The sequence below is a fragment of the Pseudonocardia sp. EV170527-09 genome, assembly GCF_008369905.1.
Taxonomy (GTDB): domain Bacteria; phylum Actinomycetota; class Actinomycetes; order Mycobacteriales; family Pseudonocardiaceae; genus Pseudonocardia.
Window position 1 is genome coordinate 13,682 of record NZ_VRMC01000023.1, and the last position, 12,505, is coordinate 26,186.

Annotated in this window: 14 protein-coding genes and 1 pseudogene; 8 read left to right on the forward strand and 7 right to left on the reverse strand. The window is 74.7% G+C overall.

Annotation, left to right across the window (positions count from 1 at the left end; all coding sequences use genetic code 11):
• Nucleotides 1-5 precede the first annotated feature (5 nt).
• Complete coding sequence (locus tag FVA95_RS09500) at nt 6-647, forward strand: GntR family transcriptional regulator (protein ID WP_020622813.1); 642 nt, start codon at nt 6-8, stop codon at nt 645-647.
• On the opposite strand, the gene FVA95_RS09505 is transcribed toward FVA95_RS09500, so the two are convergent.
• On the reverse strand, nt 637-1,962 hold the full coding sequence (locus FVA95_RS09505; RefSeq protein ID WP_149663873.1) for an MFS transporter: 1,326 nt from the start codon (nt 1,960-1,962) through the stop codon (nt 637-639). The two genes, FVA95_RS09500 and FVA95_RS09505, sit on opposite strands and share 11 nt — an antisense overlap.
• A 120-nt stretch (nt 1,963-2,082) precedes the next feature.
• Here FVA95_RS09505 and FVA95_RS09510 point away from each other — a divergent pair, with 120 nt between their 5' ends.
• The 4 genes from FVA95_RS09510 (at nt 2,083) to FVA95_RS09525 (ending at nt 5,725) form a co-directional block, all read left to right on the forward strand.
• A complete protein-coding gene (locus FVA95_RS09510) occupies nt 2,083-2,781 on the forward strand; it encodes a DUF2848 domain-containing protein (RefSeq protein WP_149663874.1) in 699 nt (232 codons plus the stop codon).
• Nucleotides 2,782-2,810: 29 nt separating this feature from the next.
• Nucleotides 2,811-3,212 (forward strand): MauE/DoxX family redox-associated membrane protein, encoded by a 402-nt coding sequence (locus FVA95_RS09515; RefSeq protein ID WP_149663875.1) that lies wholly within the window; start codon nt 2,811-2,813, stop codon nt 3,210-3,212.
• A 133-nt stretch (nt 3,213-3,345) separates the two neighbouring features.
• A complete protein-coding gene (locus tag FVA95_RS09520) occupies nt 3,346-4,809 on the forward strand; it encodes a glycosyltransferase family 39 protein (RefSeq protein ID WP_149663876.1) in 1,464 nt (487 codons plus the stop codon).
• Between the two features lie 40 nt (nt 4,810-4,849).
• Complete coding sequence (locus FVA95_RS09525) at nt 4,850-5,725, forward strand: DNA-formamidopyrimidine glycosylase family protein (protein WP_149663877.1); 876 nt, start codon at nt 4,850-4,852, stop codon at nt 5,723-5,725.
• A gap of 141 nt (nt 5,726-5,866) precedes the next feature.
• On the opposite strand, the gene FVA95_RS09530 is transcribed toward FVA95_RS09525, so the two are convergent.
• The 4 genes from FVA95_RS09530 to rimO form a co-directional block, all read right to left on the reverse strand.
• Entirely contained in the window at nt 5,867-6,715 is an 849-nt protein-coding gene (locus tag FVA95_RS09530) for a PspA/IM30 family protein (RefSeq protein WP_075311258.1), read from the reverse strand.
• A gap of 189 nt (nt 6,716-6,904) precedes the next feature.
• Nucleotides 6,905-7,276 (reverse strand): helix-turn-helix domain-containing protein, encoded by a 372-nt coding sequence (locus tag FVA95_RS09535; protein WP_020623215.1) that lies wholly within the window; start codon nt 7,274-7,276, stop codon nt 6,905-6,907.
• 135 nt (nt 7,277-7,411) lie between these two features.
• On the reverse strand, nt 7,412-8,029 hold the full coding sequence (pgsA, locus tag FVA95_RS09540) for a CDP-diacylglycerol--glycerol-3-phosphate 3-phosphatidyltransferase (protein WP_149663878.1): 618 nt from the start codon (nt 8,027-8,029) through the stop codon (nt 7,412-7,414).
• On the reverse strand, nt 8,026-9,522 hold the full coding sequence (gene rimO / locus FVA95_RS09545; protein ID WP_149663879.1) for a 30S ribosomal protein S12 methylthiotransferase RimO: 1,497 nt from the start codon (nt 9,520-9,522) through the stop codon (nt 8,026-8,028). Before rimO ends, pgsA begins: the two co-directional genes overlap by 4 nt.
• Nucleotides 9,523-9,574: 52 nt before the next feature.
• On the opposite strand from rimO, the gene FVA95_RS09550 reads away from it, so the two are divergent.
• The 3 genes from FVA95_RS09550 to FVA95_RS09560 all read left to right on the forward strand — a co-directional run bounded on the left by FVA95_RS09550 (nt 9,575) and on the right by FVA95_RS09560 (nt 11,564).
• On the forward strand, nt 9,575-10,096 hold the full coding sequence (locus FVA95_RS09550; protein WP_240051382.1) for an amino-acid N-acetyltransferase: 522 nt from the start codon (nt 9,575-9,577) through the stop codon (nt 10,094-10,096).
• Between the two features lie 29 nt (nt 10,097-10,125).
• Nucleotides 10,126-10,986 carry a helix-turn-helix transcriptional regulator gene (locus tag FVA95_RS09555; protein WP_149663880.1) on the forward strand — a complete coding sequence of 287 codons (861 nt, stop codon included), beginning with the start codon at nt 10,126-10,128 and terminating at the stop codon, nt 10,984-10,986.
• 116 nt (nt 10,987-11,102) lie between these two features.
• Nucleotides 11,103-11,564 (forward strand): tRNA (cytidine(34)-2'-O)-methyltransferase, encoded by a 462-nt coding sequence (locus FVA95_RS09560; protein ID WP_060712813.1) that lies wholly within the window; start codon nt 11,103-11,105, stop codon nt 11,562-11,564.
• Here the strand turns inward: FVA95_RS09560 and FVA95_RS09565 are convergent.
• On the reverse strand, nt 11,557-12,108 hold the full coding sequence (locus FVA95_RS09565; RefSeq protein WP_149663881.1) for a TetR/AcrR family transcriptional regulator: 552 nt from the start codon (nt 12,106-12,108) through the stop codon (nt 11,557-11,559). The genes FVA95_RS09560 and FVA95_RS09565 overlap by 8 nt on opposite strands.
• A gap of 118 nt (nt 12,109-12,226) precedes the next feature.
• Nucleotides 12,227-12,457: pseudogene (locus FVA95_RS33890) on the reverse strand (GntR family transcriptional regulator); the annotation flags it as partial.
• Nucleotides 12,458-12,505 lie beyond the last annotated feature (48 nt).

Below are 12,505 nucleotides of genomic sequence, written 5' to 3' on the forward strand. Positions count from 1 at the left end.
GTCGTATGCCGACGTCACGGGAGTCCGGTCGCGACCGCGCGTTGCACTACCTGCGCGAGACCGTCCTGGTGGACCCGCGGGTGCAGGGCACGTTCCTCAACGAGAACGAGCTCGCCGGCCGGATCGGGGTGTCGCGCACCCCGGTCCGTGAGGCGTTGCTCCTGCTCGTGGCCGACGGCCTGGTCGAGATGCTGCCCGGTCGCGGCGCCTACGTGCCGCCCTTGACCGGCCGGCAGATCTCCGAGCTGATGGAGCTGCGCGGGGTCCTGGAGAAGCACGCGGCGCGCGCGGCGATGGGCGCCGACGGTGTCCCGTTCGAGGCGATGAACGCGGCCCTGGACCGGCAGCGCGAGCTCGCCGGCGCCGGCGGGGACCCGGCCGAGTTCATCGAGCTCGACATGGTCTTCCACCAGGCACTCGTCGACGCCACCGGGAACGCGCTGCTCTCGCGGACCTACGCCGGGCTGCGGGTGCGCCAGCGCCGGGTGGGCGTGACCGCGCTGTTCCGGACCGAGGACCGGCGGCAGGCGGTCTGTGCCGAGCACGACCGGATCGTCGCGGCGCTGGCCGGCGACGACCCGGACGCGGCGGCGGAGGCGATCGACGAGCACCTGCAGCTCACCCTGCGCGTGCTGCTCAGGGCGTGAGGGCGAGGTAGGCCTCGTCCTCGTCGTGGTCCGGGTCGCGACCGATGACCAGCCCGACGACGGTCAGCGCGCAGGCGATGGCCAGGTAGGCCGCGACCGGCACCCAGTTCCCCGACCCGCCGGACAGCGCGGTGAACGCCAGCGGCGCGACGGCACCCCCGACCACGCCGGCGATGGTGTAGGCCAGCGAGCTGCCGGTGTAGCGCAGCCGCGGCGAGAACTGCTCGGTGACGAACGCGGCCTGCGGCCCGTACATGAACGAGTGCAGGCCGAGCCCGACGACGATGCCGACGACGAGCAGCGCGAACGAGCCGCCCGCGATCATCGGGAAGAAGACGAACGGCCACACCGCTCCCCCGACCGCGGCGACGCCGTAGACCAGGCGCCGGTTGAACCGGTCGGTGAGCGCCCCGGCAAGTGGGATCGCGGGCAGCTGCAGCGCCGAGCCGATCAGGATCGCGCCGAGCACCTCCGACCGGGAGAACCCGAGGTGGGTGGTGGCGAAGGTCAGCACGAAGACGGTGAACAGGGCGTAGCTGACGTCCGGACCGATCCGGCTGAGGATCCCGGCGAGCAGCGGGCGGCGTTCGGCGGTGAACACCTCGCGCACCGGCGCCGACGGCCGGTCACCGGACTCGGCGATCGCGCGGAAGACCGGGGTGTCCTCCAGCTTGAGCCGGATCCACAGCCCGAACGCCACCAGCACGGCCGACAGCAGGAACGCCAGCCGCCAGCCCCAGGCCAGGAACTGCTGATCGGTCAGCAGCAGGGTGAGCAGGGCCAGGACACCGTTGGACAGCAGGTTCCCCGCGGGCGGCCCGACCTGCGCGGCCGAGGCCCAGAACCCGCGCCGGCGCGGCTCGCCGAACTCGCTGGAGAGCAGGACCGCGCCGCCCCACTCCCCGCCGACGCCGACGCCCTGGGCGAAGCGCAGCAGCACCAGCAGGATCGGAGCCGCGACGCCGATCGTGCCGTAGGTCGGCAGCAGCCCGATGAGGAACGTCGCGACGCCGATCAGCACGAGCGTGATGACCAGGACCTGCTTGCGGCCGATGACGTCGCCGAGCCTGCCGAACACGACGCCGCCGAGCGGGCGCGAGACGTAGCCGACGGCGTAGGTGGAGAACGCGAGCAGCAGACCGGTCACCGGGTCGGCGGCCGGGAAGAACAGCACCGGGAACACCAGCGCGGCCGCCGCGGAGTAGACGGCGAAGTCGTACCACTCGAGCGAGGTGCCGGTGAGGCTCGCGACGAAGGCCTTGCGCAGGTCACGGCGGTCGACCGGTGGTGACGAGGAGGCGGAGGGCGAGGTCATCGCGGGCTCCCGGGGTCGGGGCGGTGGGGTGGACGGGGCTCATACTTGCTGTATACACAGTGTGTGCGCAACCCTCGCGCGCATCGGTTACGCGACGTACACATCTGACGGAGGTCCCCCGTGACGCTCGAGCTGACCCTGCCCGACGGCGACACCCGCTCGGTGGAGGTCCACCGGGTCTTCAACGCCGGCTACGCCGGCCGCGCCCAGGAGGAGGTCGCCGCGCACGTCGCGGAGCTGGCCGAGCTGGGCGTGCCCGCCCCGGACACGGTGCCCGCGCTGTACCCGGTCTCGCCGTACCTGGCGTCGCAGACCGACCGGGTCCCCGCCCAGCACGACCGGACCTCCGGCGAGGCGGAGTGGGCGCTGGTCGTCGGCGACGACGTCACCGACCCGCTGCTGACCGTCGCGTGCGACCACACCGACCGCGCGCTGGAGGTGCACGGTGTGGCCTGGAGCAAGAACGCCGGTCTCGACGTCCTGGGCCGCAAGGCCTGGCGGCTGTCGGAGGTCGCCGACCGGCTCGACGACATCACCCTGCGCGCGTGGGTCCGTCACGGCGGCGACCACGACGGCACCGAGGCGCTCGTGCAGGACGCGACGCTGGCAGCCCTGCTGCCGCCCGCCTACTGGGTCGACGTGCTGCGCGAGCGCGGCTGGCTGGTGCCCGGCACCGTCCTGCTGTCGGGGACCGTCGCGATGAAGGCGGGGGTCGACCAGTTCGCCGACGCCTGGCGGGTGGAGCTGCACGACCCGGCCACCGGCGACACGATCGGCCTGGCCTACGAGGTCGACCGGCTCCCGGCGCCGATCGGCTGACCGACCGGCCGGGTGGCACCATCCCGGTCATGACCCGTCGCTCCCCCGCCACCTCCTCCCGCGACCGGCGCCTCGCCGTCGGACTCGCGGGGCTGCTCGGCACCGCCGCCGTCCTGCACGTGGTGCGGCCCGAGCTGTTCGACTCGATCGTGCCGCGCAGCCTGCCCGGTGAGCCCCGGTTCTGGACCTACGCCTCGGGGGCCGCCGAGGGCGCCGTCGCCGCGGCGGTCGCGCATCCGCGGACCCGGCGTGCGGGTGGCTGGGCCGCGGCCGTGCTGTTCGCGGCGGTGTTCCCGGCGAACGTGTCGATGGCGTTGCACTGGAACCGCAAGGCTCCGTTGTACCGGGCGATCGGCTGGGGGCGGCTGCCGCTGCAGGTCCCGCTGGTGCTGTGGGCGCTGCGGATCGCCCGCAGTGCCCCGCGCGGCTGACCGAGGGTGGACCGCCGGTAGACCGAAGTCGATCGTCGGCCACCCGATGCCCGCTGCGCCGGACGGACCCGCCGGGGTCTGATGGCGCCGGGCCCGGGACCGACGGCGCCCACGTCGTCGCTCGGGGGGACACATGACGTCGTCGACCACGGTCCGGGACTCCGACGCCGCACCCGCGGCCGTCCCTCAGCTCGCGCGGCTGCCCGTGGGGATCATCGCCGCGGTGGTGGCCGCTGTCCACCTCGTGATGGGGGCGCTGGGCCGCGGGTACTGGTTCGATGAGGCGCTGATGCTCGCGATCGGGCGTCACCACCTGGGCTGGGGGTCGGCCGACCAGCCGCCGGTCGCGCCGGCACTGGCCGGGCTCGCCGACGCCCTCGCGCCGGGGGTGAACGGGGTGCTGCGGATCGTGCCGTCCCTGTCGACGGCCGGCGCGGTCGTCGTCGCGGCGCTGATCGCCCGGGAGCTGGGCGGGGACCGCAGGGCCCAGGTGCTCACCGCGCTCGCCCAGGCCACCGGGCTGTGGGTGACGATGTTCGGGCACTTCGTGACGCCGTACTCGCTCGAACCGCTGCAGTGGGCGCTCTTGCTGTGGCTGCTGGTCCGCTGGACCCGGGTCCGCGACGACCGGCTGCTCCTCGCCGTCGGGCCGCTGCTCGGTCTGGCCGCGCTGACGAAGTTCCAGGTGATCCTGCTCGGCGCGGTGCTGGTGGTCGCGATCGGCGTGGCCGGGCCGCGGGCGATGCTGCGGCGGCCGGCGTTCTGGTGGGCCGCGCTGGTCGGGGCGCTGATCGCGTCGCCGACGCTGGTGTGGCAGGCCGTGCACGGCTGGCCGCAGCTGCGGATGACCTCGGTCGTCGCGCAGGAGTCGATCCTGTTCGGCGGGCCGGGCCCGAACGCGGTGGCGATGCTGCTGCTGGCCGGCCTGCTCGGCACGGTGCTCGTGGTGGTCGGCACGGTCGCGGCGTTCACCGCGCCGCGGCTGCGGCCCTACCGCTTCGTGGCGGTCACCTTCCTGCTGCTGTGGGTCGTGTTCGCGGTGACCGTGGGGCGCGCCTACTACCTGTGCGGGCTGCACGGCGCCGTCGCCGCGCTCGGTGCGGTGTGGTTCCAGCAGCGGCGCGAGGCCGGGCGACGACGGTGGTCCTGGGTGGCGTGGCCCGCGGGGGTGCTGTCGGTCGCCCTCGCCACGACGATGCTGTCCGCGAGCGTCGCCGCGGCCGACCCCGCCGTGCCGGAGCGGATCGTCACCGAGGTCGCCCGGGTGCGCGACGGGCTGCCCCCGGACCGGCGCGACCGTGCGGTCGTGGTGGGCGACTCCTACATCTTCGCCGCCTACGTCGACACCGCCGACCCCGCGCTGGGCCTGCCCCCCGGGTACAGCGGCAACCGCAGCTACGGCTACTTCGACCCGCCCCCGGACGACCGGGACGTCGTGGTCTTCCTCGGGAAGGACCCCGGCCTGCTCGCGCCCACCGGGGTGACACTGCGACCGGTCGCCGACCTCGGCGACGGCAACCGCATCTGGCTGGGCGAGGGCATGACGCGTCCGTGGTCGCAGGTGTGGCCGCAGCTGCGGACCCTGGTCGTCGACTGAGCCCGGGCCGACCCCGGCGGGCCCGGGTAGCGTCGCGATCGTGCCCGAGGGAGACACCGTGTACCTGGCCGGCAAGCGGCTGCACGCCGCGCTGGCCGGGTACGAGCTGCTGCGCGGCGAGCTGCGCCACCCGCGGCTGGTCGAGCACGACCTGGCCGGGCTGACCGTCACCGGCGTCGTCTCCGTCGGCAAGCACCTGTTCACCCGGTTCGACGACGGCCGCAGCCTGCACAGCCACTTCCGGATGGACGGCTCCTGGCACCTGTACCGGCCGGGCATGCGGTGGCGCCGGGTCGCGCACGAGGCGCGCGCGGTGCTGGAGACCGCCGACCGGGTCGCGGTCGGGTTCGCCCTGCACGACCTGGAGCTGCTCCCCACCGACGACGAGCACACCCTCGTCGGGCATCTCGGGCCCGACCTGCTCGACCCGGCCTGGGGGCCCGCCCACGACGCCGAGGCGCTGCGCCGGATGACCGCCCGCGCCGACCACCCGCTCGGGCTGGTGCTGCTCGAACAGCGGGTCATGGCCGGCCTCGGCAACCTCTACCGCAACGACATCTGCTTCCTGCTCGGGCTCACCCCCTGGGTGCCGGTCCGCGACGTGCCCGATCTGCCCGGGGTCATCGACCTGTCGCGCCGGCTGTTGTCGTCGAACAAGGACCGCCCGGAGCAGACCACGACCGGCTCGCTGGCCGCGGGCGAGGCGCACTGGGTGTTCGAGCGGGCCGGGCGGCCGTGCCGCCGCTGCGGCACCCGCATCCGCACCGCCGACCAGGGCGACGACCACCGGGCCCGGGTCACCTACTGGTGCCCGCGCTGCCAGGCCGGGCCGTCACCGCGCCCGGTGCGCCGCGGCACCGGCCCGCGTCGCGGCGCCCCCGGGCGGCCGCCGCCCGGCGCGGCCCGCACGCCCTGACCGCGCGGCCACGTCGCGACCGACGGCCGGAGCCGGCGAGGTGCCCGGAGCCGTGTCGCCCGGCCCGGGCGGGCCCGGACACACGTCCGCCGCGGCCCCGGGATCGGGACCGCGGCGGACGGTGTGGAACGGCTGAGCGGCTCAGGCGGTGCCGGGCTGCTGCTGGTTCTGGGTGTTCTGCTGCTGGGCCGGCGCCGGCGAGGACGGCAGCTGCTGGGTCGCCTCGCCCTGGCCGACCTGCGGAGCCTGCTGGCCACCGGCGATCGGCGCCCCGGACATCGACGCCCGGATCTGCTCCAGCCGCGACATGCCGGCCATGTCGGTGGTCGACTGCTGGACCTCCAGCATCCGGCCCTGCACCGAGTTCTGGGCCAGCTCCGCGGACCCGAGCGCGGTGGCGTACCGCTTCTCGATCTTGTCGCGGACCTCGTCGAGCGAGGGCGCGTTGCGCGGCGCGGACAGCTCGCTCATCTGCTGCAGCGACTTCGCGGCCTGCTCCTGCATCTTGGCCTGCTCGAGCTGGCTGAGCAGCTTGGTGCGCTCGGCGATCTTCTGCTGCAGCATCATCGAGTTCCGCTCGACGGCCTGCTTAGCCTGGGCGGCGGCACCGATCGACTGGTCGTGCAGCGTCTTGAGGTCCTCGACGCCCTGCTCCGCGGTCACCAGCTGGGTCGCGAAGGTCTGCGCCGACTGCTCGTACTGCTGGGCCTTCTGCTCGTCGCCCTGGGAGCGGGCCTGGTCGGCCAGCACGAGTGCCTGCCGCGCCGACGACTGCAGCTTCTCGATCTCACCCAGCTGCCGGTTCAGCTTCATCTCCAGCTGACGCTGGTTGCCGATCACCGCCGCGGCCTGCTGCGACAGCTGCTGGTGCTGGCGCTGGGCGTCCTCGATGGCCTGCTGGATCTGCACCTTCGGGTCGGCGTGCTCGTCGACCTTCGACGAGAACAGGGCCGACAGATAGCTGAAGAACTTGGTGAATCCGTTGGCCATCTCTGCGCGTCCTCCGCCTGCGTTCGCTCGCGACCGTGCCCGCCACCACGGCGGGCATGCGGACCCCGGACCGACCCCGCGTTCCCCCCGTGGTCGGAACCGGGCCTCCGGCCCTGTCCATCCTGGCATCGCTGCCGGTCTGCCCGCACCCTACCGCGCAGGAGCGGTCGGCCGGGGTCGCCCGTGCGATCAGGCGGCCGAGGCCACCGGGCCGCCCGAGGACGCCGGTGCGGCGACCACGGAACCCGGCCGTCCGGCCAGCCGCAGCTCGGCGTGACGCTGCCCGATCGGGACGAGCACGTCGTCGCGGCGGCTCGCGGCCGCGGCGGACGTCGCCGTCGCCATCTCGGCGGCGACGGTGGTCAGCAGGTCCGGCACGGAGACCCCGAGTGCCTCGCAGATCGCCGCGAGCAGCTCGCTGGAGGGCTCCTTGCGCCCGCGCTCGACCTCGGAGAGGTACCCGAGGCTCACCCGCGCGGCCCGCGAGATGTCGCGCAGCGTGCGCCGGCGCGCCGTGCGCACCTCACGCAGCCCACTGCCGATCGCTTCCCGCAGCAGCATGTGCCCTCCTCGACTGCTCCCCGGACATCCGGTGATGTCTCACCGTACCGACTTCTCCGGTCCCTGGGCGCAGGGACGCTGTACGCCCACGGCGAACACCTCAACGCCGCACGGGCCGCGGATCGTCCCCGCAGGTCAGGCGGCCCGGGGCCGGACGGCCTTGCGGACGTAGTCGGCGCCGGTCACCACGGTGAGCACCAGCGCGACGGCCATCACCGCCCACTGGAGCACGAGCACGGCCGTCGCGGCCGCGGTGCCGGGGCCCAGCAGCTCCGGCAGCGGCAGGAGGAAGAGCCCGATCGCGACCGTCTGGGCGACGGTCTTGGCCTTGCCGCCGCGGCTGGCCGGGATGACGCCGTGCCGGCGGATCACGACGAAGCGCAGCACGGTGATGCCCAGCTCGCGGACGACGATCACGATCGTCACCCACCAGGGCAGCACACCGAGGATCGACAGCCCGATCAGGGCCGCGCCCATCAGTGCCTTGTCGGCGATCGGGTCGACCAGTGCGCCGAACCAGGTGACGAGCCCCCGGCTGCGGGCCAGCTGGCCGTCGAGCCGGTCGGTGGCCGCCGCGACGACGAACACCGCGAACGCGACCAGCCGCCACACCACGTCCTCGCCGCCGCCGACGAACAGCGCGACGACGAACACCGGGACGAGCAGCAGCCGCAGGACCGTCAGCGCGTTCGCGATGTTCAGCAGGGGCGGGTCGCCGACTCCGGCGGCGCCCCCGGCCGGGTGCGAGCTCATCCGGCCGCGGAGGCCGCCGGGACGGCGGCGGCCGGTGCGTTCGGGTCGATCAGCTCGAGGGCCTCCACCAGCAGGTCGACGCCCTCGGTGTCCACGACGCGGCAGCGGACGAGGTCACCGGGACGCAGCGAGTCCGGCTCGGGGCCGTCCTGCGCCGCCCCGACGACGGTGCATTCGCCGTCGGCGTCGGGGCCCTGGTGGGCGGCACGGCCGGTGCAGTCGTCCTCGTCGTCCTCGGCGGACTCGACCAGCACGACGACCTCGGTGCCGATGCGCTCCTCGGCGCGCTGCTCCATCAGCTCGTCGACCAGCGCCGAGATCCGCGCGACGCGGGCCCTGACCTCGGCCGGATCGACGTGGCCGTCGTAGCCCTCGGCCTCGGTGCCGTCCTCGTCGGAGTAGCCGAACACCCCGACGGCGTCGAGCCGGGCGCCGGTCAGGAACGCCTCCAGCTCGGCGAGGTCCTCCTCGGTCTCGCCGGGGAACCCGACGATGACGTTGGAGCGGATCCCGGCCTCCGGCGCCAGCGCGCGGATGCGCTCGCAGAGGTCGAGGAAGTCGGTGCGCGACCCGAACCGGCGCATCCGGCGCAGCACCCGCGCCGACGCGTGCTGGAACGACAGGTCGAAGTACGGCGCGACACCCGGCGTGGTCGCGATGACGCGCAGCAGGTCGGGCCGGAGCTCGGCGGGCTGCAGGTAGGCGACCCGGATCCGCTCGACGCCCTCGATCGCGGCGAGCTGCGGGAGCAGGTCGACCAACGCGCGGGTGCCGCCGGGGAGGTCCTTGCCGTAGCTGGTGGAGTTCTCGCTGACCAGCACCAGCTCGCGCACGTCCTGCCGGGCGAGCCAGGCGGCCTCGCCGAGCACGTCGGCCGGCGGGCGGGACACGAAGCTGCCGCGGAAGCTCGGGATCGCGCAGAACGCGCAACGGCGGTCGCAGCCCGAGGCCAGCTTGAGCGAGGCCACCGGCCCGCCGGACAGGCGGGTGCGCGCGATGTCGGGCACCCAGTCGTGCCCGGGGACCGAGACGTCCGCGGTCGCGGCCGGGCGCTCCACCGGCGAGATGGGGAGGAGCTTGCGACGGTCGGTGGGGACGTGCGGGGCCGGGGCGTGCCCGCCCAGGACGTCGCCGAGCCGCTCGGCGAGCTCGGGGTAGGCGTCGAAGCCGAGCACCGCGGCGGCCTCGGGGAGGTCGGCGGCGAGCTCGGCGCCGTAGCGCTCGGCCAGGCACCCGACCGCGACGACCTTCGCCCCGGCGGGACGTGCCACGTCCGCGGCGGCCAGCACCGTGTCGATCGAGTCCTTCTTCGCCTGCTCCACGAACCCGCAGGTGTTGACGACGATGACGTCGGGGCTGCCGTCCTCGGCGTCGACCAGTTCCCAGCCGGACCCGGCCAGACGGCCGGCGAGCTCCTCGGAGTCGACCTCGTTGCGCGCGCAGCCCAGGGTCAGCAGGGCGGCGCGCCGGGGCGCAGTCTCGGGGGATGCCACGAATACCAGGGTAGACGGCGCCGTCGGCGACCCCGGTCTAGGCTCTCCTGCCGTGCCCGCCCCCGTGCCCGCCCCGGTCCCCGACGTGATCGTCCGCCGCGCCCGCACCCGCGACGTCCGCCGGATCCGTGAGCTCGTCGACGAGTACGCGGGCACCGTCCTGCTCGCCAAGGAGACCGTCACCCTCTACGAGGCGGTCCCGGAGTTCCTGGTCGCCGAGGTCGACGGCGTGGTCGTCGGCTGCGGCGCGCTGCACGTGCTGTGGGAGGACCTGGGCGAGATCCGCACGGTGGCGGTGTCGCCGTCGGTGGTGGGCCGCGGGGTGGGGCACCGGATCGTCTCCGCGCTGATCGACGGCGCGCGCGAGCTGGGCCTGGAGCGGCTGTTCGTGCTCACCTTCGAGAAGCAGTTCTTCGCACGGCACGGCTTCGCCGAGATCGACGGGACACCGGTGTCGGCCGAGGTGTTCGCGGCCATGCTGCGCAGCTACGACGCGGGCGTCGCCGAGTTCCTCGACCTCGCCCACGTCAAGCCGAACACCCTGGGCAACGTGCGGATGCTGCTCACGCTCTGACCTCACCCGGCGGCGCTACCCTGGCCCGCATGTCCGACGGGGCCCGGCGCTGGCGTCCCTCCGCGCGTCTGCGCCCGCTGGTCTCCGGGATCTGGTGCTGGTCCTCCCCCGCGGGTCCGCCGGGGACGCACCAGGGTGTGTCGAGCGCGCACTTGACCGTCGTGCTCTGTCTGGACGGCACGGTCGACCTGCTCGCCGCCCCGGACCCGCGACGCGGCCCGGGCCGGTTCACCGCATCGGCGGCCGGTCTCCACGCCGCGCCCGCGCTGCTCGCCTCCGGCGCCCCGCGGTCCGGGATGCAGCTGGAGATGACCTGGCGCGGCGCCCGCACGCTGCTCGGGCTTCCCGCGGGTGAGCTGGCCGGCGACGTCGTCGACCTCGCGCTGCTCCTCCCCGGCCTGGGCACCCTGCTCGACCGGCTGCGTGCCGAGCCGGGGTGGGCCGGGCGCTGCGCGCTGCTCGACGCCGCGCTGTGCCGCGTCGCCGACGCCCGGGACGGCCCCGGCGAACCGGCGCCGGAGGTCGTGCACGCCTGGGAGCTGCTGGTCCGCAGCGGTGGGACCGCGCGCGTCGCCGACGTCGCCGGGGAGGTGGGCTGGTCGCCACGCCACCTCGGTGAACGGCTGCGACGCGAGACAGGGCTCGGGACGAAGGCCGCGGCACGGGTCATCCGGTTCGAGCGGGCGTGCACGCTGCTGCGCCGCCCGTCGGCTCCCCCGCTGGCCGAGCTGGCGGCGACCTGCGGCTACAGCGACCAACAGCACCTGGCCCGCGAGTTCCGCGAGCTCGCGGGGACGACCGCGCTGAGCTGGCGGGCCGAGCGGGTCGCGCCGGCGGCTCCGACTCGTCCACGACCGGCCCGCGCGGCCCCGGCACCCTCGTCCCCATGAGCGGCCGGGCCACCGTCGTGCGCACGCCCGTCGACGCCGACCACGGCAGCCGTCTGTTCGAGATCGCCGACCCGGACGGGAACCACTGGAGCGCGGGCACCTGGTACGAGTAGCGCGTGGTCCGCCTCGCCCTGCACACCCCGGAGATCCCGCCGAACACCGGCAACGCGATCCGGCTCGCCGCGAACACCGGCGCCGAGCTGCACCTGGTCCGGCCGCTCGGCTTCTCCCTCGACGAACGCTCGGTACGCCGGGCCGGGCTCGACTACGCCGATCTCGCCGAGGTCGTCGTGCACGACGACACGGCCGCGTTCGCCGGATGGGTGCGAGCCGCCGGGGCGCGGGTGTTCGCGTTCGTGCCCGGCGCGCCGGTCCGCTACACCGACGTCGCCTACTCCGGCGGGGACGTGCTGCTGTTCGGCCGCGAGTCGACCGGACTGCCGCCCGAGGTCGCGGCGGCGGACTGGGTGACGGGCACGGTGGCGCTGCCGATGCGGCCGTCGAACCGCTCGCTGAACCTGGCCAACGCCGCCGCCGTCGCCGTCTACGAGGCGTGGCGGCAGCAGGGGTTCAGCTGATCCCGTCGAGGAGCCGGGCGATCCCGGTGTCGAACACCCGCTGCAGGTCGTACGGGTAGTCGCCGACCCGGCGCAGCGCGGGCCCGCCGTGACGGCGCAGCGCAGCGCGCAGCCCCGGGTCGTGCTCGGACCAGGTGTCGGCGTCGACGCCGGTGTCGGCCTGCGCCTCCTGCTCCGCGGCCAGGGTCAGGGCCATCCCCCGCACGAATCCGGTCAGCGCCAGGTGCAGGTCGAACCGCTCCACCGGGTCCGCGACGACCTCCTCCAGCGCGGCCAGCTCGAACTCGGCGAAGCGCAGCAGCGACGGCAGCGCCTGCGGCCGGGACAGCGACAACACCCGCGCCAGCCACGGGTGCCGCCGGTGCACCCGCCACTGGGCGTGCGCCGCGCCCTCCAGCCGGGCCCGCCACGGCCCGTCGGCCGGGGGCAGCACCAGCTCCGCGAACACCGTCTCGAGCATCGCCAGCAGCAGCTCGTCCCGGCTGCGCACCAGCCGGTACAGCGACATCGTCGGCACGCCGAACGCCCCGGCGAGGCGCCGCATGGACAGCGCGGCCAGGCCCCTCGTCGTCGGCGATGCCGATCGCGGTCCGCACCAGCCGGGCCGTGTCCGGCGGCGGAGCGATGCCCGCAAGCCCGGCGGGCTCCGCCACCACCGACCCGACCCGCGCCGTCGTCCGCAGCAGACCCTCCTCGCGCAGCCGGGTCAGCGCCCGGGCGGCAGTGGACATCGCGACACCGTGCTCGGCCACCAGCGCGCGCACCGATGGCGCGCGGTCCCCGGGCCGCAGATCCCCCGACTCGACACGGGCACGCACCGCGGCCGCGACCCGGTCCGTGGGCGAACCGTCCACCGGCCACCTCCCTGTACCACCTGTGCCGCTACACGACACACGTCATCGCAGCTCGCGGCGGCATCGTCGATGCGTACACCGTACCGA

Excerpts from the sequence above, each read along its gene's own strand:
- FVA95_RS09500 (WP_020622813.1), top strand. The coding sequence starts at position 6 with ATGCCGACGTCACGGGAGTCCGGTCGCGACCGCGCGTTGCACTACCTG.
- FVA95_RS09505 (WP_149663873.1), bottom strand. The coding sequence starts at position 1,962 with ATGACCTCGCCCTCCGCCTCCTCGTCACCACCGGTCGACCGCCGTGAC.
- FVA95_RS09515 (WP_149663875.1), top strand. The coding sequence starts at position 2,811 with ATGACCCGTCGCTCCCCCGCCACCTCCTCCCGCGACCGGCGCCTCGCC.
- FVA95_RS09520 (WP_149663876.1), top strand. The coding sequence starts at position 3,346 with ATGACGTCGTCGACCACGGTCCGGGACTCCGACGCCGCACCCGCGGCC.
- FVA95_RS09530 (WP_075311258.1), bottom strand. The coding sequence starts at position 6,715 with ATGGCCAACGGATTCACCAAGTTCTTCAGCTATCTGTCGGCCCTGTTC.
- FVA95_RS09535 (WP_020623215.1), bottom strand. The coding sequence starts at position 7,276 with ATGCTGCTGCGGGAAGCGATCGGCAGTGGGCTGCGTGAGGTGCGCACG.
- pgsA (WP_149663878.1), bottom strand. The coding sequence starts at position 8,029 with ATGAGCTCGCACCCGGCCGGGGGCGCCGCCGGAGTCGGCGACCCGCCC.
- FVA95_RS09555 (WP_149663880.1), top strand. The coding sequence starts at position 10,126 with ATGTCCGACGGGGCCCGGCGCTGGCGTCCCTCCGCGCGTCTGCGCCCG.
- FVA95_RS09565 (WP_149663881.1), bottom strand. The coding sequence starts at position 12,108 with ATGCGGCGCCTCGCCGGGGCGTTCGGCGTGCCGACGATGTCGCTGTAC.